The sequence below is a fragment of the Vibrio paracholerae genome (genome assembly GCF_037672085.1).
Classification (GTDB): Bacteria; Pseudomonadota; Gammaproteobacteria; order Enterobacterales; family Vibrionaceae; genus Vibrio; species Vibrio cholerae.
The window spans coordinates 635,363-659,042 of record NZ_JBBHLM010000001.1 but is presented as its reverse complement, the minus strand read 5'-3'; the positions used below and the strand labels follow the sequence as shown (position 1 = coordinate 659,042).

20 protein-coding genes are annotated in these 23,680 nt (G+C 47.8%); 7 read left to right on the top strand and 13 right to left on the bottom strand.

Annotation, left to right across the window (positions count from 1 at the left end; genetic code table 11):
- Positions 1-647: 647 nt before the first annotated feature.
- The 4 genes from R4537_RS03410 to R4537_RS03395 are packed head-to-tail and all read left to right on the top strand — an operon-like array spanning position 648 to position 4,816.
- A complete protein-coding gene (locus tag R4537_RS03410; RefSeq protein ID WP_071178765.1) occupies positions 648-1,388 on the top strand; it encodes an SDR family oxidoreductase in 741 nt (246 codons plus the stop codon).
- 12 nt (positions 1,389-1,400) lie between these two features.
- Entirely contained in the window at positions 1,401-2,606 is a 1,206-nt protein-coding gene (locus R4537_RS03405; protein WP_071178764.1) for an acetyl-CoA C-acetyltransferase, read from the top strand.
- Positions 2,607-2,635: 29 nt separating this feature from the next.
- A complete protein-coding gene (locus R4537_RS03400; protein ID WP_000287820.1) occupies positions 2,636-2,983 on the top strand; it encodes a phasin family protein in 348 nt (115 codons plus the stop codon).
- A gap of 57 nt (positions 2,984-3,040) precedes the next feature.
- Positions 3,041-4,816 carry a class I poly(R)-hydroxyalkanoic acid synthase gene (locus R4537_RS03395; RefSeq protein WP_071178763.1) on the top strand — a complete coding sequence of 592 codons (1,776 nt, stop codon included), beginning with the start codon at positions 3,041-3,043 and terminating at the stop codon, positions 4,814-4,816.
- 83 nt (positions 4,817-4,899) lie between these two features.
- Here R4537_RS03395 and fbpC read toward each other — a convergent pair whose 3' ends face one another.
- The 12 genes from fbpC to napF all read right to left on the bottom strand — a co-directional run bounded on the left by fbpC (position 4,900) and on the right by napF (position 17,850).
- Positions 4,900-5,955, bottom strand: a complete 1,056-nt coding sequence (gene fbpC / locus R4537_RS03390) for a ferric ABC transporter ATP-binding protein (RefSeq protein WP_071178762.1) — start codon at positions 5,953-5,955, stop codon at positions 4,900-4,902.
- Positions 5,956-5,966: 11 nt separating this feature from the next.
- Complete coding sequence (locus R4537_RS03385) at positions 5,967-8,063, bottom strand: ABC transporter permease (RefSeq protein WP_071178761.1); 2,097 nt, start codon at positions 8,061-8,063, stop codon at positions 5,967-5,969.
- A 109-nt stretch (positions 8,064-8,172) separates the two neighbouring features.
- Complete coding sequence (locus tag R4537_RS03380; RefSeq protein WP_071178760.1) at positions 8,173-9,207, bottom strand: ABC transporter substrate-binding protein; 1,035 nt, start codon at positions 9,205-9,207, stop codon at positions 8,173-8,175.
- Between the two features lie 112 nt (positions 9,208-9,319).
- Entirely contained in the window at positions 9,320-10,630 is a 1,311-nt protein-coding gene (gene uhpC, locus R4537_RS03375; RefSeq protein ID WP_071178759.1) for an MFS transporter, read from the bottom strand.
- A gap of 67 nt (positions 10,631-10,697) precedes the next feature.
- Positions 10,698-12,281: a signal transduction histidine-protein kinase/phosphatase UhpB gene (gene uhpB, locus R4537_RS03370; RefSeq protein ID WP_071178758.1), complete on the bottom strand. Its 1,584-nt coding sequence runs from the start codon at positions 12,279-12,281 to the stop codon at positions 10,698-10,700.
- A 2-nt stretch (positions 12,282-12,283) separates the two neighbouring features.
- Positions 12,284-12,910 carry a response regulator transcription factor gene (locus R4537_RS03365; RefSeq protein WP_000628123.1) on the bottom strand — a complete coding sequence of 209 codons (627 nt, stop codon included), beginning with the start codon at positions 12,908-12,910 and terminating at the stop codon, positions 12,284-12,286.
- Positions 12,911-13,267: 357 nt separating this feature from the next.
- Positions 13,268-13,396 (bottom strand): TIGR02808 family protein, encoded by a 129-nt coding sequence (locus tag R4537_RS03360; protein WP_000105479.1) that lies wholly within the window; start codon positions 13,394-13,396, stop codon positions 13,268-13,270.
- An 11-nt stretch (positions 13,397-13,407) separates the two neighbouring features.
- Complete coding sequence (locus R4537_RS03355; protein WP_000670286.1) at positions 13,408-13,983, bottom strand: NapC/NirT family cytochrome c; 576 nt, start codon at positions 13,981-13,983, stop codon at positions 13,408-13,410.
- Between the two features lie 17 nt (positions 13,984-14,000).
- Positions 14,001-14,456, bottom strand: a complete 456-nt coding sequence (locus tag R4537_RS03350) for a nitrate reductase cytochrome c-type subunit (protein ID WP_000744358.1) — start codon at positions 14,454-14,456, stop codon at positions 14,001-14,003.
- Between the two features lie 66 nt (positions 14,457-14,522).
- Positions 14,523-17,012, bottom strand: coding sequence for a periplasmic nitrate reductase subunit alpha (gene napA / locus R4537_RS03345; protein WP_071178757.1), 2,490 nt, complete (start codon positions 17,010-17,012; stop codon positions 14,523-14,525).
- Positions 17,009-17,329: a chaperone NapD gene (locus R4537_RS03340; RefSeq protein WP_071178756.1), complete on the bottom strand. Its 321-nt coding sequence runs from the start codon at positions 17,327-17,329 to the stop codon at positions 17,009-17,011. Before R4537_RS03340 ends, napA begins: the two co-directional genes overlap by 4 nt.
- 26 nt (positions 17,330-17,355) lie before the next feature.
- Positions 17,356-17,850, bottom strand: coding sequence for a ferredoxin-type protein NapF (gene napF / locus R4537_RS03335; protein WP_071178755.1), 495 nt, complete (start codon positions 17,848-17,850; stop codon positions 17,356-17,358).
- 232 nt (positions 17,851-18,082) lie between these two features.
- Here napF and narQ point away from each other — a divergent pair, with 232 nt between their 5' ends.
- From narQ to R4537_RS03320, 3 genes are all read left to right on the top strand, one after another.
- Positions 18,083-19,771 (top strand): nitrate/nitrite two-component system sensor histidine kinase NarQ, encoded by a 1,689-nt coding sequence (gene narQ, locus R4537_RS03330; RefSeq protein WP_071178754.1) that lies wholly within the window; start codon positions 18,083-18,085, stop codon positions 19,769-19,771.
- On the top strand, positions 19,761-20,387 hold the full coding sequence (locus R4537_RS03325; RefSeq protein ID WP_071178753.1) for a response regulator: 627 nt from the start codon (positions 19,761-19,763) through the stop codon (positions 20,385-20,387). Before narQ ends, R4537_RS03325 begins: the two co-directional genes overlap by 11 nt.
- Before the next feature lie 212 nt (positions 20,388-20,599).
- The gene (locus R4537_RS03320) at positions 20,600-21,970 is read left to right on the top strand and encodes an L-serine ammonia-lyase (protein WP_071178862.1); all 1,371 of its coding nucleotides are present in this window, start codon (positions 20,600-20,602) and stop codon (positions 21,968-21,970) included.
- 97 nt (positions 21,971-22,067) lie between these two features.
- Here the strand turns inward: R4537_RS03320 and dcuC are convergent, their stop codons facing one another.
- Positions 22,068-23,435 (bottom strand): anaerobic C4-dicarboxylate transporter DcuC, encoded by a 1,368-nt coding sequence (gene dcuC / locus R4537_RS03315; RefSeq protein ID WP_000891426.1) that lies wholly within the window; start codon positions 23,433-23,435, stop codon positions 22,068-22,070.
- Between the last annotated feature and the right edge of the window lie 245 nt (positions 23,436-23,680).

The following is a 23,680-nucleotide window of genomic DNA, read 5'->3' as shown; positions in this document are numbered from 1 at the left end:
CCGATGGCTGTGCAAATTTGTTCCAGACAAATTTGTCACTTACTTGCCGCCTACCTGCAACTCCAAGTAGTTTGGGTATATAGTTATATTTGTTAATTTAATATTTGTTGGTTTAATTGCTGATAATATTAACTCTATACTGATATAAATTATTAATATCAATCCTGTTAATAGTACGTCTTTAATCGCTATTGTTCGAAGATGTGTTTTCTATCATTAATATATTGAAAATGTGTTGAGGTTAATGTTTTCTATGTAACTCTTATTGGTTTTAAGTTGCTGATAAAGTTGATTTATTTTTTTAATGCGCTGAGTTTATTAGTTGAAACTTCTTATCTTTCAAGAACATTTATTTATTTAACATTTTGTTATCATTTCATTTAAATGGCGACTTTGATCAACTTTTATAAAAATACACGAAACTGAATTTGAAATGTCATAAACATCGATTAGGGTTAAATAGGATAAGTGATTCGAATAACCTATCTAACTGATTATTTAATAAATAATTTGGTTATAGAACTACTTACTAATAAGCATTTTTTATTTCATGTTGAGCGTAATATACCTTAGCCAATTCAAGTCACACTGAGTGCCGGAGTTGGAGAGGTATAAATCTAGTATTGCTGTTGAGAATGGAGTCTTGAATGAGAAAAATCGCTTTGATCACAGGATCGAAAGGCGGGATTGGTTCTGCAATTTCAACCCAGTTGGTTAGTGAAGGCTATCGAGTCATTGCCACTTACTACACGGGCAATTATCAATGTGCGTTAGATTGGTTTAATGAAAAGCAATTTACTGAGGATCAAGTACGCCTCCTAGAACTAGACGTTACTAATACTGAAGAGTGTGCTGAGCGTTTAGCCAAACTGCTTGAAGAAGAAGGCACCATTGATGTGGTGGTCAACAACGCAGGTATTACGCGTGACAGTGTGTTCAAGAAAATGTCCCATCAAGCATGGAAAGAGGTTATAGATACTAACCTCAATAGCCTATTCAATGTTACCCAGCCTTTGTTTGCCGCTATGTGTGAAAAAGGATTTGGTCGAGTTATTAATATTTCTTCAGTTAATGGCCTCAAAGGTCAATTTGGACAGGTTAACTATTCGGCTGCCAAAGCAGGGATGATTGGTTTCTCCAAAGCGTTAGCGGCTGAAGGTGCCCGTTATGGTGTTACCGTCAACGTTGTTGCTCCAGGTTATACCGCAACACCTATGGTCGAACAAATGCGCGCTGAAGTTTTGCAATCGATTGTGGATCAAGTACCCATGAAACGCTTGGCTAAGCCGGAAGAGATAGCCAATGCCGTCAGTTACTTAGCCAGCGATGCCACCGCCTATATCACAGGGGAAACCTTGTCGGTGAACGGCGGCTTATACATGCGCTAAGTAGGAGGAAGTATGGAAAAGATCTATATCGTGGGTGCAAAGCGCTCAGCTATCGGGGCTTTTGGTGGGTCACTTAAAGAGTGTTCGGCAGGCGCTTTGGCAGGGCAAGTCATCCAAGCCGCTCTTGAAGCCGCACAACTCAAACCTGAAGCTGTGGATGAAGTGATTGTTGGTAACGTTGTGAGTGCCGGACAAGGCATGGGCGTTGGGCGTCAAGCGGCTTTAGCGGCTGGCGTTCCACAGTCCGTTCCAGCTTACAGCATCAACATGGTGTGTGGCAGTGGGATGAAATCGGTGATGGATGCGGTTGCGCACATCAAAGCGGGGGATGCTTCTGTCGTTGTGGCTGCTGGTGTTGAGGTCATGTCACAAATCCCATTTGTTACGCCTGCCAGCTTACGAGATGGGCAGAAAATGGGGGCGTTTGAAGTAAAAGATCTCCTCATTCACGACGGTTTGACCGATGTTTTCAATCAATATCACATGGGTGTGACGGCAGAAAATATCGCCAAACAGTTCGACATCGCTCGTCAAACACAAGATGAGTTTGCACTGGCAAGCCAAATGAAAGCGACAGCGGCTATCGAAGCCGGACACTTCAAGCGAGAAATTGTGCCTATTTCGGTCAAAAAGCGCCGTGAAACGGTAGTTTTTGATACGGATGAATACCCCAAACCGACGACCACGTTGGCAGCATTGCAAGGCTTGCGCGCCGCGTTCGATGCTCAAGGTACGGTTACCGCCGGTAATGCTTCTGGAATTAACGATGGTGCCAGTGCGGTGATTATCGCCAGTGAAAGTGCGGTAAAAAAACTAGGTTTAACCCCTATCGCAGAAATTATGAGTTATGCACAAACAGGGTTGGATCCGAAAGTCATGGGCTTAGGACCAGTGAGTGCAGTCACTCAAGCATTAGCGAAAGCAGAATTATCTATCACTCAGGTTGATCTGTTTGAACTTAACGAAGCGTTTGCCGCTCAAGCATTAGGTGTCGTTTACGGTTTAGCTGAGCAACATGCAATTCAACCTGATGCGATTTTAGAAAAAGCCAACGTCAATGGCGGTGCCATTGCGTTAGGGCATCCACTAGGGGCATCGGGTAACCGCATTCTGGTTACTCTGCTTCATGAATTACAGCGTCGCCAAAAACATTATGGCGTTGCTTCACTCTGCGTCGGCGGTGGCATGGGCACCGCGATCGTGATTAAAACAGTTTAACTTTAGATTCATTCACTAGGAGATAACGTATGTACACGGAATTTTTTAAAACATTCAGCGATCAAACTGAGAAGAACTTCGAACCGTATATCAAGTTCAACAAGTTGGTGACCAAGAATGTTGAAGTGCTGACTGAGCTACAACTCAATGCCATCCGCACTTATAGCGAGTTAGGTCTGGCGCAGATGAAAGCTGCCAGTGAAATCAAGGATGTAACCTCTTTAACTGCATTTAACTCACAGCAGTTAGGCGTGCTGAATAAACTCTCTCAGCAAATGATGGATGACAGCAAAAAACTGCAAAACATCGCGAAAGAGTTTAAAGATGATGTAGAAAAACTTGCCTCTGAAAACCTTAAGACAGTGACCCCTGCGTAACACTGTATTTCGCGCCGCCTACGGGCGGCGCTTTTTTCTGTTTTAAGGAGTAAGTGTATGTTCCAACATGCCTTTACGGACTACCTTGTCCAATTACAACAAGTGAATCAGCGTTGGTGGAAAGAGGTCGAACAGAGCAAAGCCGCCGTGAATTCCCCACTCAATAAAGCGATGCAAGAAGTGAATCTGGAAGACTCGCTCAAGTTCTTTGAGCAAGCTGCTAATCAACCTGCAGCTCTGCTGAAAGTGCAAACCCAATGGTGGGAGCAGCAACTCCAGATTTGGCAAAAAGTGGTGCTAGAGTCCAAAGTTCAATCCATCATGGAAGCCGAAAAAGGGGATAAGCGTTTTAGCCATGAAGCGTGGCAGCAAGATCCTTTCTTCAACTTCATCAAACAATCCTATCTGCTGTTCAGTAAGACTTATCTTGACACGATCAATGCTATCGAAGGTCTTGATGAAAAAGCCAAAGAGCGGATTTTGTTCTTCTCTCGTCAGATGATCAATGCGCTTTCTCCGAGCAATTTTATTGCGACGAACCCAGAGTTGCTGCGTCTAACCTTAGAGAAAAACGGTGAAAACTTGATTGCGGGTCTTGAGCAACTGAAAGAGGATGTCGCGTCCAGTGCCGATATTCTCAAAATCCGCATGACCAACAATAATGCTTTCCGCCTTGGTGAAGATGTGGCCAACACGCCGGGTGAAGTGGTGTTCAAAAATGAGGTGTTTGAGCTTATTCAATACAAACCTCTGACTGAGCAAGTGGCCGTGACGCCACTGTTGATTGTTCCGCCTTTTATCAACAAGTACTACATTCTCGATTTGCGTGAGAAAAACTCCATGGTGCGCTGGCTAGTCGAGCAAGGTCACTCTGTGTTTATGATCTCATGGCGCAATCCGGGAGCAGCGCAAGCCCAACTCAATTTTGAAGACTATGTGCTCGAAGGCGTTGTTAAAGCGGTGAATGCGATTGAATCGATCACCGGGCAAGAGCAGATCAACGCGGCAGGTTACTGCATTGGTGGAACAGTATTAGCGACAACCATCGCTTACTACGCGGCTAAACGCATGAAAAAACGCATCAAAACCGCGAGCTTTTTCACCACCTTGCTCGATTTCTCTCAACCGGGAGAAGTGGGAGCCTACATCAACGACACCATTATTCGAGCCATTGAGCTGCAAAATAATGCCAAAGGCTATATGGATGGCCGCTCACTCAGCGTGACGTTCAGTTTGCTGCGTGAAAATAGCCTGTACTGGAATTACTACGTGGACAACTACCTAAAAGGGCAGAGTCCGGTTGATTTTGATCTTCTGTACTGGAATAGCGACAGCACTAACGTGGCAGGTGCTTGTCATAACTTCTTGTTACGAGAGCTCTATCTTGAGAACAAGTTGGTTCAGGATAAGGGCGTGAAAGTCGGTGGTGTCTGGATTGATTTAGATAAAATCAAAGTGCCGAGTTATTTCATTTCTACCAAGGAAGATCACATCGCTCTGTGGCAAGGCACTTACCGCGGCGCATTGCGTACGGGGGGGAACAAAACCTTTGTACTGGGTGAATCTGGGCATATTGCGGGAATCGTTAACCATCCTGACAAACGTAAGTATGGTTACTGGGTTAACGACACCTTGGATGATTCTGCGGAAGATTGGCTGGAAACGGCTCAGCACCGAGAAGGGTCATGGTGGGTGCATTGGAATGAATGGTTAAACGGCTTTGCAGATGGCAGCAAAGTTGAACCTTATCCATTAGGCAATGCCGACTATCCGGTGTTGTACAGTGCACCGGGTGAGTATGTAAAACAGGTATTACCCATTCAAGAAGCCTAAAAGTAACGCCACCTCAGGGTGGCGTTATTCTTACTGTACTCGAGTTTAAATATCGAGAGACGGCTTTACACAAGGTGTTATCACTATTCTGCATAGGGCAGCAAAAATAGGCCGCGAGGGTTAAAGACCAAATACGCGTGCTGAGTTAACGCGTGATTAAACTGCGCGGAATTGAGCTGTAACAGCAGTTCTTGATCGTGCCATTTTACGGTCACTTCATACATTGAACCCATATACGCGGATTTAAGGATTTGGCAGGCTTGGCTTTCGCTGCCTTGCGTATGTAAGGTGATCGCTTCTGGCCGGACACCAATTTCATATTCGCCAGTAGGCTTATCTCGCGTTACTTCAAGATCGGCATCAATCGCATAGCCATTAATGTGGATCTGCTGCCCGTCAAAATGGCCTTGGAACATGTTGGCTTCACCCATAAAGTTTGCCATAAACATCGACTTAGGCGCTTTATACAACTCTTGTGGCGTGCCGATTTGCATGATGTCGCCCTGTTTCATCACGATAACGGTATCTGATACCGCAAAGGCTTCTGCCTGATCGTGCGTCACGTAGAGCGAGGTAATATCAAAACGCTGTTGCAGCTCGCGAATGGTTTCACGCATGCTGCGGCGCAAGTTGGCATCTAAGTTACTCAACGGCTCATCAAACAGCAGCACCTTAGGTTTGAGCACCAAAGCCCGGGCAAGGGCAACACGTTGCTGCTGGCCGCCGGAAATCTGGTCAACATAGCGTTCACCCATTCCTTCGAGATCAACAATTTTAAGTGCTTCATCCACTCGCTGACGCACTTCTTCACTCGGTAACTTGAGCATCTTTAAGCCATAAGCCACGTTTTCGTACAGCGACATGTGCGGGAACAACGCGTAAGACTGAAACACCATGCAGATATCGCGTTGTTGGATGGAACGTTCGGTGACGTCTTCACCATCAATGAAAATCTGCCCGCTGGTCGGCTTCTCTAAACCGGCCACCAAACGCAAAACGGTGGTTTTCCCACAACCGGAAGGGCCAAGTAACGTAACCAAGCTGCCTTTTTTGATCTCAAGATCCAGGTTGCCAATCACGGTATTACGACCAAAGCGTTTGCAGATGTTTTTGAGTACAACAAAGTTTTGTTTTTCCACGGTGATGTCTCCTAAGAATCTTGATTGGTGGCTTTGGAACGAGAAACGCGAGCTTCACCGACCAGTAAATCGAACAGCAAAATGATGGCTAACATCACGACAATCAGCACGGAACCGTAGGCGATAGCAATGCCGTACTCACCATCTTCGACTCGGTTCAGAATGTAGGACGTTGCAACGCGGGTTTCCGGTGTAACCAGAAAGATGATCGCACTGACAGTGGTCATCGCCCGCACAAAGCTGTACACCAGCGTGGAAAGAATCGCGGGGCGCAGTAGTGGCAAAATAATGTAGCGAATGGTTTGTAATGAGCTGGCACGTAAGCTCAGTGACGCTTCATCCAATGATTTATCGAGCTGCCCGAGTCCTGCAATACCAGAGCGGATCCCCACAGGCACGTTACGCATCACCATCGAGATCACCACAATTGCGGCGGTGCCAGTTAAATAAATCGGCGCATCGTTAAACGCCAAGATGTAGGAAACCCCTGCCACTGTACCGGGTACGGCAAAGCAGAGCATGGTAGAAAACTCGATCACTTTTTTGCCGTAGAACTGCTGTCTCACCACCACATAAGCAATCAATAAGCCGAAAAGGGCAGTAATCGGAGCTGCCACTCCTGCATAAATAATGGTGGTGATCAGTGACGGCCAAGCGCCATCAGACATACCATTACCAAACAGATTGAGGTAGTTTTTGAAGGTTAGGGTGTAATCGACGCCCCAGTTCACCGTAAAGCTGCCGAAGAAGATACTGCCGTAGAGCAGAACGTTAAAGATCATCCACGCATATAAAATCACAGTGACGCCCAATTTCAGTGAAGCGGGCATCTCTTGCACATCGCCACGGTAAGCTTTGCCAGAAATGGTGACGTAGGAGCGCTGGCCGATCCACAGATACTGCACTACAAAAATCGCGAGTGAGAACAGCAGCAGAACCGAGCCGAGTGTACTGGCTGAAGCGTAATCCAGCTGCGCCCCTGCAATATAAAAATAGATTTGTGTTGCGAGCACATCAAAGCTGCCGCCCAGTACCAAGGGGTTACTGAAGTCCGCCAATGATTGAACAAAAATGATCAAAAATGAGTTGGCTAACGCGGGCTTAAGCAGTGGCATGATAATGCCGAAGAAGGTTTGATAGCGATTGGCTTTAAGCGTATAGGAAGCTTCTTCCAACGAAGGATGCAGTGACTTGAGTGCGCCATCTAAAATCATGAATGACATCGGTGCAAACGCCAGCACCTGTGCGAGCCAAATGCCCGTGAAGCCATACAACCAGTTGGTTTTCTGTAAACCAAACCCATCGACCATCAACTCAGTGATATAACCCGAACGACCCAGCATTAAAGTCACGCCCAAGCCGACAATAAAGGGCGGTGTGACGATCGGTAAAATAGAAAATACACGTGCGATAAAGGCGGAGCGTTTGGCAATACGTGTGGTGTAAATGGCAAAAATCAGCCCGAAGAAGGTGGCACCCACACCTACCGCAATACCGAGTACAATCGAGTTGTAAATGACGGTGAGGGTATGAGACTGGGACAAGATCGTCATGAACTGCCATGCCGTCCAGTTGCCCATGTCATCTTTAAACATCGGCAGGAAAATGGCGATGCTCGGATAAACAATAAAGATCACAATCAGTAGAATGATGCTGATCAGTGAACCAATCACAAAGTGATCGCCACCGAGGTATTCCAAGCGGGCGAAAGCCAGCGTCATAATAGCACCAAGGGCTGTGAACAGAATGATGCTGGAATAACCTAGCCCTTTATCGCTTAGCCAAGCGCTGAGCAAAATAGCCAGCATACAGAAGCCAGAATACGCAATATCGAGATAGTGGCGGTTTGTGTACTGACGTCCCTGAGCTTGCCGAGGTCGAAAAGCCAGCAATAAAGGCAAACTAAACCAGAACCAAGAAATGTTTGGTTCACTCCAACCCATGGCGGCATAAAATTCATCTGGAGTGGATTCAAATAGCCCATAATCCAGAGCAAAGGATGGCAGAAGAATAAAGCTAAACAGCACCGCAGCCAGCCAGTAAAAAACCGGATCGGTTTTGACTGGCTGGTGGAGTGTCAGTTTCAGCGCTTGAGAAGGCTCATGCATGGTCAAACCTTATTATTGAGTCGCACTTAACCTGCCCGCAAGTAGTGAGCAGGTTAAGTGTCAGGGGATAAATACCGCCACCGAGTGGCGGTGCGACTACGATTTGGGGTTAGTTACCCATTTTGATCTCGTTAACCCATTTGGTGATCAAACGCTTACGCTCATCGGATGAACCATAGGCTTCCATATCGTAATTGATCAGTTTGAGTGTTTTGGGATCGAGCGCATTCGGCGACTGTTCCGCTTGGGTGTTGGTCAAAATTTGGTAGGAGTCACCTTGTTTCCATGCCACTTCTTGGCCTTCTTTTGAGAGTACCCAGTCAACAAATAGCTTGGCATTATCGAGGTTACGCGCGCCTTTGATGATGCTCACGCCACCTAACTCATAGCCTGTACCTTCACAAGGAGAAATGAGTTCCAGCGGTGCACCTTTGGCTTGCTCCAGTGAGTAGTCGTGCAGGAATCCAATACCAATCGCTACTTCACCACGCGCCGAGTTACGTGATGGTGCTACACCAGATTTAGTATATTGAGATACGTTTTTGTTTAGTTGCTTGAAGTACTCAAAAGCCGAAGGTTCATCCCATAACTGGATAAAGGTAGCGAGTGCGGTATAAGCAGTGCCAGAACTTTGTGGGTCGGAGATTTGAATTTCGCCTTTGTATTCCGGCTTGGTCAAATCCGCCCAGCAACGCGGGATTGGAATGCCTTTTTGTGCCAAGCGTTCGGTGTTCACGCCAAAGCCCAAAATGCCCATGTATACCGCAGAAGAGTAGTTACCTTTGCGTTTGGCTGGATCACGGAAACCTTCCATGATGTTGGCCAGTTCTGGTGATTGGTAAGCTTGGAGTAAGTCCATTTCACCCGCTTGTGATTGTGGGTCAAGCGTGCCGCCGTACCAAACATCCGCGCGTGGGTTGTTTTTCTCTGCATCAATTTTGGCAAGTGTACTGCCAGAGCCATTGCGTACAAAGGAGGTGTTCACATTGTATTTTTCAGCGAACGCTTTGGTTCCGGCTTCACACATCGCATTGGTTGCACTGCAGTACACCACCAAACGGCCTTCTGCATGAACCAGCGGCGCGGTCATCATTGAACCAAGAACACTCAGTGCCAGCAGCGTGCGTTTTGCATTAACAATCATTGGGTTTTCCCTCTGGTTGATGCTCCCTTGTGTCCTTGTCAGGTCGGTACTGCGTCAGGTCATAAAGTGGAGCACAGTTACGTTATTGGATGGTAAAGATTGGTTATGTTTATCACTCATCTTCCGTCACCGGTTGCTGAGCTTTTATAAAGGGCAGCAGTTGTAAACTGATCACGGCTGCTGCCGCAGTAATTAGGCAGAAGAATCCTTCCCAGCCCCATGCTTCAATAGCCAGTGACATGGGGTAACTGGCCAACGCCGCACCGAGATAGCTAAATAAGCCAACGAACCCAGTCGCGGTGCCTGCCAAATCTTTCCTTGCGCATTCTGCAGCAGCCATACCAATCATCATTTGCGGGCCGAAGACAAAAAATCCGATACAGAAGAAGCAGCCAGCCAAAAACCATAAATGATCGATAGGGGTTAGCCATAAGGCCGCAACGGAGGCAAAAATGCCTAACGCAAAAATTAAATTCATCGGGGCGCGATTGCCGCGAAAATAGTAGTCAGAGCCCCAACCGCCAAGCAATGATCCCAAAAATCCGCCCACTTCAAACATGGCTACCGCGCTATTGGCACTGAGGATGTTGTACGCGTGCCGCTCAACCAGATAGAGCGATCCCCAGTCGTTAATACCAATTCTGACCACGTACACCAGCAAGTAAGATCCACACAACAGCCAAATGTAGCGATTAGTCAGTACATAGCGATAAACCGCGACGCGGAAGGCGAGACCTTGGCCTTCTTTTTCGTGCTCCAGTTCGAGAGCATCACCGCGCCATTCACCGACCGAAGGCAACCCCATTTCGCTTGGTTTCTCTTGGATGCGATAACAGAGCCAAAGCCCAACGAAAATCGCAACTCCGCCGGCAAACAAGAATCCGTAACGCCAGCCAAAGGTTAAGCTGATAAAACCAATCACGATGGGGATCAATGCGCCACTTAAGTTGTGGCAAGTATTCCAAATTGACCACCAAAAGCCCCGTTCGCTACGTGAATACCAGTGGGTGAGCACCTTGGCACACGCTGGCCAGCCCCAGCCTTGAAAAAAAGCGTTCGCCGTCCATAACAAGGTAAAAGCTAACAAGGACGAGCTAAAACCAAAAGCGATGTTGATGATGCCGGTAGCCATTAATCCCAACCCCATGAAATAGCGCGAGCGGGAGCGGTCGATCATCAAACCAGAAACAAATTTAGACACCCCGTAAGTGAGGTAGAACAGCGTACCGAGAAAACCCAAATCGGAGTAATCGAGTCCTAACTCACTGAGCATTTGCGGCATCGCAAAGTTGAAGCTTTTACGAGTGAGATAGAACACGCCATAACCGACATACATGGAAATCATTAAATGAATGCGCCAGTGGCGATAAGCCTGATCGATTTCCATTGTCTGAATGGGTTGTACCTTGGGTACAATCTTCATATTGCTTGTCCTTATTGAGTTTCATCCTAATCAAGCGAGGTGGGAAAAACATGGGAAGGAGTTGTATTCATCTAGGAATATTTCCTAGTTTTTCGCTGGTTATTGAGCGTTTTGTGGGTAAGTTAACAATTATTCGCGTGCCAGTTTGGAAAGTGGATGAAGTCATCTTTAATTGACCGCCGAGTGCGGATACACGCTCGCTCAATCCTTTTAAGCCTTGTCCACGTAGCCGCCAGTCGGTAGGCAAACCAATGCCATCGTCTTTGACTTCTAAAACCATTTCACTTCCCGGAAATAGGCTGATGTGTACTCGGGTGGCTTTGGCATGTTTGGAAATGTTGTTCAGCAACTCCTGCACAATCCGATACAGAGTGACTCGCGTGGTATCGTCCAGCTTTTGCGGATTGACCCCCATATTGAGGCGAACCGTCATACCTTGTTCGGCAAAACGCATTTCTTGCACCAGCTGACGAATGGCATGTTCTAACCCGAGTTCATCCAAAATATGCGGGCGTAGTTGCTTTAAGAGCTGACGTGTGGATTGATGAATGCGCATGGCGAGCGACTGCACGCTGGAAGCCGCTTGTTTAGCTTGATCATTACTGGCTAAACGTTCAGCGAGCATGGATTGAATTTGAATCGCGGTAATGTTTTGGCCAATCTCATCGTGCAGTTCACGGGCAACGGATTTGCGAATCTGCTCTTCTACAGAAACGAGCTGGCGCGCTAGATCTTGCTTTTCACGCAGCTCTTTGGCTAAGCGGGTGTTCATTTTTTGCAGTAATAAAGCGAGCTGATGCTGGCGGCTAATGGCGATACCCAATCCAAGCCCGACAAAAGCTTGGCTCGACATAAAAATCAGCAGCTCTTGATCCGAAGAAAAGGAGCCACTGAACTGGCGTGCCGTCGCTAGCAGAATGCAGTTTAAACTGCTCGCCAATACACCGCCTTGCCAGCCATAACGATAGGCAAGAAAAATCGTCGGGAGCAAGATGATCAATAGGGCAAACGGCTTCATCTGCTCAAGTAAGGTCAGTTCCGCCAGCAGTCCTAAGCTGAAAAACAGTAAGCTCCACATCAACATTTTCGGTTTAAGTTTCACATCGTGGTGAATCAGTTGTGGAGAAAGCGGATGCCATGTTTGGTGACGGAGATAGTCGGCCACCAGATACAAAAATGGGGTCAGCACAATGCCTCCCGTGAGCGAAGCGATACTCACGGCAATTAACGTCTCCGCCCCCATGTGTAGCGGTTTCGCCAACAAGGTAAAAGTGATACCCACCAAAATAGTGTGCAGCAGCACCAGTGCCACAATCAGCAGTAACTTTTGCCAGTACAAATGTAATTTCGGCCAGTGTTGGCGGGCAATGGCTGCGGCTAGCCAAACCACCCAAGGCATGAGCAACATCAACGGGCTGGATTGGTCTGGAAGCAACACCAAGATCGCGCCAGCCAAAAGCATGTCACTCAGTAACCAAACCCAAGTCTGTGTTGGGCGTGCTAACAAATAGACCGCCAAGCGTAAGCCGGTGGGGAAAAGTAAGTAGGCTTGGAGCGGATTGTGGCTCAAATATTGGCTGACATTCCATAGACTAAATTGGCTAATACTGTAGAGCACAAAAGCAAAAATCAGTGGAAACAGCTTGGCCATCGTTAACCTTCCACGAGCAGGTGGTGCTGCAAAGCAAAGCGGATCACATCCACGTTATTGGTTAGGTTTAATTTGCTCAAAATGTTGGCTCGGTGAACGTGAACGGTTTTATGGCTGAGAAACAGCGTTTGCGCGATCTCTTTCACCTCTTTGCCTTGTACCAATAAATCAAACACTTCAACTTCACGCTTGGTGAGGTCGGCAAGCACATTATTGATATCGGGATTACTCAAATTAACTAAGGCATCGGCGCACAAATAGCGCCTGCCAGAAGCAACGGTACGAATCGCACTCACTAGCTCGCTTGGGCCACAACGTTTTGAAAGATAACCTTGCGCTCCTGCATCCAAGGCTTTTTTCACAAATGAAGCCGAGTCATAAATACTGAGGATGATCGCTTTGAAACGCGGGTTATGTTGGCGCAGGCGCTCAAGCAGACTCAGTCCATTTTCATCCGGCATTGAAATATCGATGATAGCGACATCGACTTCCGCTTGGGTGAGGGCATGAAAGGCCGCTTTTGCACTTTCGTACTCACCTTGCACCCTAATATCTTGCTCAAGATTGAGTAGCTGAGCGAAGCCCGAACGAACAATTGTGTGGTCATCAATCAACGCAATAGTGATCATGGTTTAAATTGCCCAGTCAAATAATGTTCACAAAAGTGTAATATTTTTGACTGGCTAGAGCTGCGACTTGTCGCACGAAGCGCTATTTCACAAACGAGAAAGTATCGATGAACTCTACCCAAACCACTTGGAGTTTCAGGTAGGCGGCAAGTAAGTGACAAATTTGTCTGGAACAAATTTGCACAGCCATCGGCTGGCCTTTGGTGAGAGCCAAGGATGGCTCTCATAATCCCCATGAGCATAGGCAAACTATGTGATTGGGGTGAAGAGCGTGGCCAACACCGCCACAGCTTCAAGTAGGAAGGGTATATATAAAAATCCGGTGCGAATAGCACCGGATTTTCTCTCTCTGCATTCCTATTTGTCTTTGGTCATGGCGAGTAAGCCAATTGAGACGACGGCAACCCCAAGGAAACCGGCCAGAATGATGACTGGCATGGCGCTGTAACCGAGCACGTGCCAAAAAATCGATTCAAGAGTACTCATAGTGGCTCTCCTTATTGCCAGCCTTCAACACCATGCATGTCGGGTAGATTGTGTGCGATGCCTTTATGGCAATCCACACAGGTTTTTTCACCAGAGGCGAGTGCGGTCGAGTGTTGCTTCGCTGCTCGGCTACTCTGCTCAGAAAAATCCATGTAGTTGAACTGGTGACAGTTGCGACATTCCAACGAATCGTTCTTTTTCAAGCGTGCCCATTCGCGTTCGGCTAAGTGTGCGCGGCGTGCTTGAAACTTTTCTGGTGTATCAATCGTGCCGATAAAATGTGCCACCAATTCCTTGGAGGCTTGCACTTTACGCACAATTTTATCCGTCCATTCATGGGGGACATGGCAGTCAGAGCAGATGGCGCGAACCCCAGAGCGGTTTGAATAGTGAATCGTCTCTTGGATTTCGGCGACAATCGGCGCGTGACAACCCGAGCAAAACTCTTCGCTGTTGGTCGCTTCCATTCCTGTATTGAAGGCGCCCCAAAATAACAGGCCGCCGACAAAACCCATCAGCAAAACCACACCCACGGCGGCTTTACTTGGGCTCGATAGACGAAGCCAAAACGCTTTTAGAAATTTCATAAATGGCCTCTTTTCGGTTAACGAAGTGAATCAACGCGTTCGAAATCGTTCTCAACCAGCGGTTTTGCATCCGCCTGAGGGACGTGACACTGCAAACAGAAGTAGCGGCGTGGAGAGACGTCCGACAGTACCGCATCTTCGCGGTTCACAAAGTGAGTGACACTGATCTTGGTGGCGCCCATTTCTTTGGCGTTTTTCCAACTGTGGCACGCAAGGCACTTGTTGGCGTTCAACGATACTTCATAGTTGCGAATGTTGTGCGGGATGAGTGGCGGTTGATACACAAAATCACTCTCTAGCGCTTGTTCGCGTGGGTATTTCTTCATTGGATCAGCGGCGCGAGTTGCTTCAATTTCTGTTGCTCCGCGCAGTGATTCTAGACCTCCGATACCGCCTGGATTGTTCAGCTCAGCATGAGCAATGCCTGCCAGCACGGTAAACACTGAAAGTAAGGCAATGAGTTGTTTTTTCATCGTAAATTCTCCGCCTTGCGGCTTAATACTTAGTCTGGGCTGACGGGCAGCCCAGTGCAATCAGGGTTACGCGACTTTGGTGATCTTAACCGGACACTTCTTGAAGTCAGTCTGCTTCGAGAGTGGGTCGGTCGCATCGAGGATCAACTTGTTGACCAAAATGCGAGCATCAAAGAAAGGCACGAACACCAAGCCTTTTGGCGGCTTATTACGACCGCGAGTTTCTACGCGCACTCGAACTTCACCACGCGAGTTGGAGATCAGCACTTCATCACCACGGCGTAAACCGCGCGCTTGCGCGTCTTCATGGTGCATAAAGCACAGTGCATCTGGCACTGCTTTATACAGCTCAGGAACACGACGGGTCATAGTGCCTGTGTGCCAGTGTTCAAGAACACGGCCAGTACAGAGCCATAAATCGTACTCTTCATTCGGCACTTCTGGCGGCGCTTCATAAGGCGAGGAGATGATCCACGCTTTGCCATCCGGTTTGCCGTAGAAATCCCAACCTGAACCGGCTTTGGCATAAGGGTCAGAGCCTTCTTTAAAGCGCCATTTAGTCTCTTTGCCATCGACAACCGGCCAACGCAGGCCGCGTACTTGATGATAAACATCGTAAGGCGCTAAATCGTGACCATGGCCGCGGCCAAACTCGGCATACTCTTCAAACAGACCTTTTTGAATATAGAAGCCAAAGTGGTGTGCATCATCGTTGAGTTCACGTGCTTCGCTCAGTGGGAACTTGTCCACCTGACCGTTTTTGAACAGCACGTCATACAGGGTTTTGCCACGGTATTGCGGTGCTTTTGTCAGCAGTTCTTCCGGCCACACTTCTTCGACTTTGAAGCGTTTTGAAAACTCAATCAGCTGCCATGAGTCGGAGTGAGATTCACCGACAGTCTTCACTTGTTGATACCACACTTGGGTACGACGCTCGGCGTTACCATAAGCACCTTCTTTTTCTACCCACATGGCGGTTGGCAGAACAAGGTCAGCCGCTTGTGCGGTTACGGTTGGGTAAGCATCTGATACCACGATGAAGTTTTCAGGGTTGCGGTAGCCAGGTAAACGCTCTTCATTGATGTTTGGACCAGCTTGCATGTTGTTATTACATTGCACCCAGTAACAGTTCAGTACGCCGTCTTTGAGCATGCGGTCTTGCTGCACCGCATGGAAGCCCGGTTTCTCAGGAATTGTGCCTTCAGGCAATTTCCACACTTTTTCGGCAATCGCACGGTGTTTAGGGTTAGCGACCACCATGTCGGCTGGCAGACGGTGTGCAAAGGTACCTACTTCACGCGCCGTACCACAGGCTGATGGTTGACCGGTCAGTGAGAATGGGCTGTTGCCTGGGGTGGCGATTTTGCCAGTAAGCAAGTGCAGGTTGTACACCAAGCTTTGCATCCAGACACCGCGAGTATGTTGGTTCATCCCCATGGTCCAGAGTGACATCACTTTGGTGTTTGGATCGGCATACTGCTTCGCGAGCGTGATCAGTTTATCCGGTGATACTCCGGAAATTTCAGACGCTTTTTCAACCGTGTAAGGTGCAACCGATTTTTTGTACTCTTCAAACGAAATATCGCTGACATCACCGGAGTTGGCGTTTTTCGCCTTTTTCTGTAGCGGGTGATCGTCACGCAGACCGTAACCGATGTCCGTGACCGCTTGTTTGAAATGGGTGTGCTTGTTGACAAAGTCCCAGTTCACCGCATCGTTTTGAATGATGTAGTTGGCGATGAAGTTGGCAATCGCTAAGTCAGATTGTGGGTGGAAAATGTAGCCATGATCCGCCAACTCAAAGGAACGGTGGTAATACGTTGAGAGCACATTCACTTTGACATGAGGATGACTTAGGCGACGGTCAGTAATGCGTGTCCAGAGCACTGGGTGCATTTCCGCCATGTTGGAACCCCAAAGCACAAACGCATCGGCGTGTTCAAAGTCGTCATAACAGCCCATAGGTTCATCAATACCAAAGGTACGCATGAAGCCCACTACCGCAGAAGCCATACAGTGACGTGCGTTCGGGTCAATGTTATTAGAACGAAAGCCCGCTTTCATCAGTTTCACCGCCGCGTAGCCTTCCATCACTGTCCACTGGCCAGAGCCGAACATGCCGACGCTGGTTGGGCCTTTAGCTTTTAGCGAGGCTTTCCATTTCTCCGCCATCACATCAAATGCGGTATCCCAAGAGACTGGGGTGAATTCGCCGTCTTTGTGGTATTGACCATCTTTCATGCGCAGCAGAGGCGTTTTTAAGCGATCTTGGCCGTACATGATTTTGGAAAGGAAATAGCCTTTAATGCAGTTAAGGCCTTTGTTTACTGGGGCTTCAGGGTCACCTTGCGTGGCGACAACGCGTCCATCTTGGGTTCCGACCAGCACAGAACAGCCTGTACCACAGAAACGGCAAGGTGCTTTGTCCCAATGAATTGCGGTTTGATCGGAGCTAGCGATCAAGTTGGTGGCAGAAGCGGGGAGGGTGATCCCTGCAACCGCCGCAGCTGAGGCGGCTGCGTTTGCTTTCACAAACGCACGTCTGGTCATTTTCATACATTACCCTCGAGTTCAGAAAAGGTATTTCCAGTGTGTAATCGTTCTTCTTCCGTTACCGTCTCTACCTGATGAAACACCAGAAAAGCGTTGAGCACATTGGGAAGATTATTGATATGTTCTATGGTTTCGGTAATGAAGCCTTGACGATTGGTTTCAATCACCACGACGAGTTTGCCTTGCGGATCCTCGCCGTAAATTTCCACATCACGCAGCTCGCTCACCTGCTGTTTCACTGTGAGCAAATGCTCTGGCAAGGTGTGAACCACCAAGCTGGAAATGTGTACTTCGTGCAGTGACGCTGAGGGGTGTGACATCTTGCTCTCCAATGTATCTACGCCGTTTAAGCGATGTGTTGGGTGTAGTGAACCGTCATTGCGTTACTGGGACACACCGAAACGCAAGCTCCGCAACCGGAGCACAGTTCGCTGTTGACCTGCGGGCTTGCGGTGCGGCCGATTTGCAAAGCAAAATGAATCGCCTCTTCTGGGCAGGCATCTTGGCAAGAGCGGCACTCCACTTGCTGTTGAGCCAAACATTGATGGGTAATGTGCACCTCTGCTTGCCATGGCGCTTCGCTTTGCGCCACGAAGAGGGGTTCCGGACAGCTCTGTGCGCACTGGTAACAAAACGTGCACTCATCCATCGAAAAATTAACAGTCGGAAAGCCGCCATCGCCTTTTTCGATAATGTGAGTCTCACACGCAGTAACGCATTTGCCGCAGCGAGTACATTCATCGGTAAACGCGTCTGGACGTGCTAACCAAGGCAGCCGAACTTGGCTTTGGTTGGGCTGACGATTCGGAGTGAACCAACGTCGTTTACTTAAGTCGACCATGTTTTTCTCCACACCTGTTCACAACCTGCCATATTCCCATACACAAATTGTAGTTTTTGACATATTTGTATAAATACCTCTTAGGAGGTAATTGGGGTGGTGGATTGTTTTGGATCAATAAATTAACCTGCCCGTTTCGGATAGTGTGTAGCCCTAAAGAGGTGGAAGCTTGGTTATCAATCAGAGAGAGACTGCATTGTTCACTCCAGTACGACATTCATTAACCCGTACTATGGCGAAAGCCATGTTATTGATTTTGTTTCTCTCGGCATTGACGACTGGGGTTGCAATTGTCACTTTGGCGTCTTCTTTGAATGATGCAGAAGCGGTAAACGTCTCCGGCTCTATGCGTATGCAGAGTTATCGTTTGGCGTATGACATCCAAACCCAATCCCATGACTACAAGGCGCATATTTTTCTGTTTGAAAGCTCACTGTACTCGCCCTCCATGCTCGCTTTGCTCGACTGGACGGTACCCTGTGACATTCAACAAGATTACTACCAGCTGATTGAGCGCTGGCATGAGCTAAAAAAAGTGCTTAATAGTGACCAAAAAGCGCAATATCTTGACCAAGTTGCGCCTTTTGTCAGTTTAGTGGATGGCTTTGTACTCAAGTTACAGCGCTTTTCTGAGCGTAAATTGATTGCGTTAGCCGCAGTAGGCAGCTTTGGTTTAGGCGGGATTTTTGCGGTATCCCTATTTGTGGTGTATTACATCCGTGAGCAGGTCGTGCGGCCGCTCAATGCCATGGTCGATGCCAGCGAAAAGATCAAAAATCGAAATTTTGATGTCATGTTGGAGGAAACCAGCAGCACTGAAATGGGGATCCTCAGCCGAACGTTTAACAGTATGGCGGGCGATCTTGGCAAACTTTATCGCGGGCTAGAGCACGCCGTAAATGAGAAAACCTACAAGCTGCAAATGGCCAATCAATCGCTGCAGGTCTTGTATCACTCTTCGCAAGAGCTGACGGCTTCACGGATCACGGCGAGTAACTTCCAAACCATTTTGCGCCATTGGGTCGCGTTGGAAGGGATTTGTGCTCTTCGATTAGAAATTGAAGAGGAAGTCGGCAAGTCATTGATTTTGCAAGAAGGAAAGCCAAGCGGTGCCGCGATGTTGCAGACACCACTCACCTTAGATGGTCATCATCTTGGCTTTTTGTATTGGGAAGCGGGTTCGCCTGAGCCAGATCGGGCTTTGATTGATAATTTTGCGCTGATATTGTCGCGCGCGATTTACTACAATCAAGCACAGCGCCAAGCAGAGCAACTGCTGTTAATGGAAGAGCGAGCCACCATAGCGCGAGAACTGCATGATTCGCTTGCTCAATCGCTCTCTTATTTAAAGATCCAGTTGACCTTGCTGAAACGTTCCGTCACGCCGCTAAAGCCGGATAGCGATTTAAGTAAGACGGAAAACATCATTCGCGAGATAGACAAAGGTCTGTCGGATGCTTATACCCAGTTGCGTGAACTACTCACCACCTTCCGCCTGACATTAACCGAAGGCAGTTTTGGTCAATCTCTACTGGGTATGCTGACTCAACTTTCGGGGCAAACCGATGCGAAAATTGAACTCAATAACGCGCTTTGCTCAATTGCGCTGGATGCTCATCAGCAAGTGCATTTGGTACAGTTGATTCGTGAAGCAACGATTAACGCGATAAAGCACGCCAAGGCCACTAAAATTAAGGTCGACTGCCAAGAGCAGCAGGGACGAGTCCAAGTCACGATTGAAGATGATGGGGTTGGCTTCGATCTGCAAGATCACAAGCTCAACCATTATGGTATGAGCATAATGCAAGAACGCGCCGCCCGTTTACGTGGCGAATTAAAGGTTGAATCCGCTCCGGGTAAAGGCTGCAAAGTGGTGCTGACTTACCAACAAAGCGAGGAGAAAAATAAGAATGAGTTGTAGAGTCCTTTTGGTGGATGATCACCCGCTGATGCGCCGTGGTATTCATCAACTATTGAGTTTTGAAGAAGAATTTGAGGTGGTTGCTGAAGCGGGGAATGGGGCTGAAGCGATTGCTCTGGCGCATGATCTACAACCAGACTTGATTCTGCTCGATCTCAATATGAAAGGAATGTCGGGATTGGATACGCTGACTGCGCTGCGCACCGATGAGTGTGACGCTTATGTGGTGATCCTCACGGTTTCAGACAGCGCAGCAGATATTGAAGCATTAGTCAAAGCGGGGGCTGATGGCTATCTCCTCAAAGACACTGAGCCAGATCAACTGGTGGCGCTGCTTAAACAAGCCATGCAAGGCGAAAAAGCCTTTAGTGAGTCGGTCGAACGTTACCTTTTAAATCGCGAGCATACGAGTAATCCTTTTGAAGCACTGACGGAACGCGAAATGCAAATTATGTCAGAAGTGGCAAAGGGTTATCGCAATCGACAAATCGCCGACCGCCTGTTTATTTCCGAATCTACCGTCAAAGTGCACATGAAAAGCTTACTGAAAAAGCTCGATGTGCCGTCACGCACCGCCGCCACGATTCTTTATCTAGAGCGGTATGCTAACGGATAGTGAAAGCTTTCCCCTGAGCGAGAGCGTTGAACGTGTATATACTTATGGGTAACGATGACCTAAGGTGTTCAACCCTTCCTACTTGAAGCTGCAATGGTGTTGGCCACGTTCGTTCACCCCAATCACAGTGTTTATCTATGCTCATGGGGATGAACTCACTTGCCGCCTACCTGCAACGCCAAGTCGTTTGGGCATATACAAAGGGGAAAGTTATGCTCTCAATCTTTGATATTTACAAAATTGGGGTTGGCCCTTCCAGCTCGCATACCAATGGGCCGATGATTGCAGGTTACCGTTTTGTGCAGCAGTTATTGCCACAACTGAATAAAGTTGCTCGCATACAAGTGGATCTGTATGGCTCGCTGTCTTTAACGGGGAAAGGGCACCACACTGATCGTGCGACCTTACTGGGCTTAATGGGGAATCAACCTGCCACCATCAAGATTGGTGACGCTAATCAGACTCTACGTGAAGCGTTGCAAACGGGTAATCTGCGTCTCAACGGTCAACATGACATTGCCTTCGATTACCATCAGGATCTTCTTTTTCATCAAGATAATCTGCCGCTGCACGAAAATGGTATGACGTTGAGCGCGTTTGATACTCAAGGACAACAGATTGATTTTGAAACCTATTATTCAGTCGGTGGTGGCTTTGTTGCGACCGCTGAGCAGTTGCAAAATGGTACCGCGACCGCCGATGTGACGGTGACTTACCCCTTTATCAGTGCCGATGAGATGCTGCACCAAGCTGAAAAACATGGTTTGAGTTTAGGCGGAATGATTTTGCGCAATGAACTGGCTTTTCAAGAGATGGCGGTGATTGATGCCAAGGCCGATCAAATCTGGCGAGTGATGAGCCAGTGTATGGAGCGTGGTTTTGCGACCGAAGGCATTTTAGAAGGGGGATTAAATGTCACTCGCCGTGCGCCAAGTTTGCTGAAAAAACTTGAAGCCAATGCGGCGATTGAAAATGATCCGATGGAAGTGATGGACTGGATTAACCTCTTTGCTTTTGCTGTGAGTGAGGAGAATGCCGCTGGTGGACAAGTGGTGACATCGCCCACCAATGGAGCCGCGGGCGTGATCCCTGCGGTTTTGATGTATTACCACCGTTTTATCAAAGCGCTCGATACCAAGCAGCTTAAGGATTTTCTCGCCGTGTCTGGTGCGATCGGTATCTTGTACAAAACCAATGCCTCCATTTCCGGTGCTGAAGTTGGGTGTCAGGGTGAAGTGGGCGTTTCTTCCTCCATGGCAGCCGCAGGCTTAACGGCTTTGCGTGGTGGCAGTAATGAGCAAATCTGCATGGCGGCAGAAATTGCTATGGAGCACTCATTAGGGATGACCTGCGACCCGATAGGCGGTTTGGTGCAAGTGCCTTGTATTGAGCGTAACGCGATGGGCGCAGTAAAAGCGATTAACGCCTCGCGCATGGCACTCAAACGAACTGGCAAATGCCTGATTTCACTCGATAAGGTGATTGAAACCATGTATCAAACCGGAAAAGATATGAATAGGAAATACCGTGAAACCTCGCTCGGAGGATTGGCGCTAATCCACCTCGCGCCCCCTTGTGAATAATCCAGAATTGGACATGTTTTTACGAGTGGCTTATACGACTCAAAAAGAAAAGGGCGTGATTTCACGCCCTTTTGAATATTGGTCATAACACGGACAGTTAAGCGTGCATAGGTACCAGCACCATAGTACCGATGATCACCGTAACAAGGCCCAGTAACACAGGCACAGAAGTACGTTTTACTACTTCGAATGGGCTGATTTTACCCATACCCGCGGTAGCTACTACCACGCCAGAAACCGGAGAAATGGTACGGCCAAGGTTGGAGGCTTGCAGCATAGGAATAATCAGGAATGCAGGGTTGAGTCCCATTTTCGCAGCCAGTGACGGAGCCAATTCCACAAACGCATAGAAAGGCGCGTTGCCTGAGCCGGTGGCAATCGCAGCGGCGACGGTTAAACCAGTCAGAATCAACATCAGAGCAATACCGCCAGCCCCCGCCACTTCTGCTAAGTGCAGTAGGTTGTCAATGGCACCAATTGACATCAAACCTTGTGCAAATACGCCTGCTGCAACCAACAACATGACTACGCCTTTAAAGGCATCCGCCATGCCTTCGTAACAGGCTTCAAGATCTTCCAACGTTTGCTTACCGTTGAAACGTTTAGTGATGTAGTCGACCAGCACGCCAATGAAAATTGACAGTACAACGATGGTATAGATATCCAGCGTAATGCCAGGCAGCGTTTCACCATTGAACACAAACACACCGATGATGGGTAAGAATGGCAGGACTGCATAATAGGCTGGTGATTTAACCTCCATTTCCGACAAATCCACTTTCTCCATCGGTGTATTGTCTTTTTTATCAAGGTATTGGTTCCAGAAATATGCGGCGGCCGCCATCACAATGATCGCGCAGATCGAAACAGGCAATACGGTTTCTACGGCGAATACGTGCAATGGCAAACCGGATTTTTCTGCCGCAATGACCACGTCACCTGAGGTAGGAGAGAGAATGATCGCAGCCGGAGAGGCACATACCGCTACCGCCGCAGGGCGAGAAATGCCCATCGCGGTCATCATTGGGAATAAGGTGGCCATTAATAACACGCCAAGGCCAGTGGCTGAACTTACTGCCAGAGACATCAAACAGGCAACAAGATAGGCTGCGACCAACAAGATGTAGGGTGATTTAATAAAAGAGAGTGGTTTAGAAAACTGTTTTACCACTACGTTGTTGGCACCGATGTGCGTCATGTATGACGCAAAACCACACAGCAACATAATTTGCATACCTAAGCCGCCGCCACGGTTTTGCAGCATGTATTTCACATACTCCATTGCATCGGTGAGTAGGTTACCGGTTGATTCCATCTGTCCCGGTAGTACTTTGTGCCCCAAGATACCGGTTAAAATGAGTAGCAAAATCCCTGCGGTGAGTAGGATACCCGCAGGCTTATAGCCTTTAACGATGAAATAGCCGACCGCAAAGGTCACGACTAAGCCAATCAGAAGCTCAAGCATAGCAATCTCCAAAAATGTCCGTTTATTTCAAACTGTAAAATGTATGTCAGGAATTTACTGAAAATTAATTTGTAGCACGAGTTCAACTTGCACTTTGCATGATCTAAAGCAATAAAAGTATCAATTAATATTGGTGATTAATTCTTGTTAAAGGCGGCTTTTATTTGAATTGATCTGTCATTTGGTTAGATTTTTGGTTATTTGTTCTGTGAATGAGTGTTTTTACGATAATGGCATGACAAGGA

Bases quoted from the DNA above. Each gene is read 5' to 3' on its own strand.
- R4537_RS03410 (WP_071178765.1), top strand. From the start codon at position 648: ATGAGAAAAATCGCTTTGATCACAGGATCGAAAGGCGGGATTGGTTCT.
- R4537_RS03405 (WP_071178764.1), top strand. From the start codon at position 1,401: ATGGAAAAGATCTATATCGTGGGTGCAAAGCGCTCAGCTATCGGGGCT.
- R4537_RS03400 (WP_000287820.1), top strand. From the start codon at position 2,636: ATGTACACGGAATTTTTTAAAACATTCAGCGATCAAACTGAGAAGAAC.
- R4537_RS03395 (WP_071178763.1), top strand. From the start codon at position 3,041: ATGTTCCAACATGCCTTTACGGACTACCTTGTCCAATTACAACAAGTG.
- R4537_RS03385 (WP_071178761.1), bottom strand. From the start codon at position 8,063: ATGCATGAGCCTTCTCAAGCGCTGAAACTGACACTCCACCAGCCAGTC.
- R4537_RS03380 (WP_071178760.1), bottom strand. From the start codon at position 9,207: ATGATTGTTAATGCAAAACGCACGCTGCTGGCACTGAGTGTTCTTGGT.
- uhpC (WP_071178759.1), bottom strand. From the start codon at position 10,630: ATGAAGATTGTACCCAAGGTACAACCCATTCAGACAATGGAAATCGAT.
- uhpB (WP_071178758.1), bottom strand. From the start codon at position 12,281: ATGGCCAAGCTGTTTCCACTGATTTTTGCTTTTGTGCTCTACAGTATT.
- R4537_RS03365 (WP_000628123.1), bottom strand. From the start codon at position 12,910: ATGATCACTATTGCGTTGATTGATGACCACACAATTGTTCGTTCGGGC.
- R4537_RS03360 (WP_000105479.1), bottom strand. From the start codon at position 13,396: ATGAGTACTCTTGAATCGATTTTTTGGCACGTGCTCGGTTACAGCGCC.
- R4537_RS03355 (WP_000670286.1), bottom strand. From the start codon at position 13,983: ATGAAATTTCTAAAAGCGTTTTGGCTTCGTCTATCGAGCCCAAGTAAA.
- R4537_RS03350 (WP_000744358.1), bottom strand. From the start codon at position 14,456: ATGAAAAAACAACTCATTGCCTTACTTTCAGTGTTTACCGTGCTGGCA.
- napA (WP_071178757.1), bottom strand. From the start codon at position 17,012: ATGAAAATGACCAGACGTGCGTTTGTGAAAGCAAACGCAGCCGCCTCA.
- R4537_RS03340 (WP_071178756.1), bottom strand. From the start codon at position 17,329: ATGTCACACCCCTCAGCGTCACTGCACGAAGTACACATTTCCAGCTTG.
- napF (WP_071178755.1), bottom strand. From the start codon at position 17,850: ATGGTCGACTTAAGTAAACGACGTTGGTTCACTCCGAATCGTCAGCCC.
- narQ (WP_071178754.1), top strand. From the start codon at position 18,083: ATGGCGAAAGCCATGTTATTGATTTTGTTTCTCTCGGCATTGACGACT.
- R4537_RS03325 (WP_071178753.1), top strand. From the start codon at position 19,761: ATGAGTTGTAGAGTCCTTTTGGTGGATGATCACCCGCTGATGCGCCGT.
- R4537_RS03320 (WP_071178862.1), top strand. From the start codon at position 20,600: ATGCTCTCAATCTTTGATATTTACAAAATTGGGGTTGGCCCTTCCAGC.
- dcuC (WP_000891426.1), bottom strand. From the start codon at position 23,435: ATGCTTGAGCTTCTGATTGGCTTAGTCGTGACCTTTGCGGTCGGCTAT.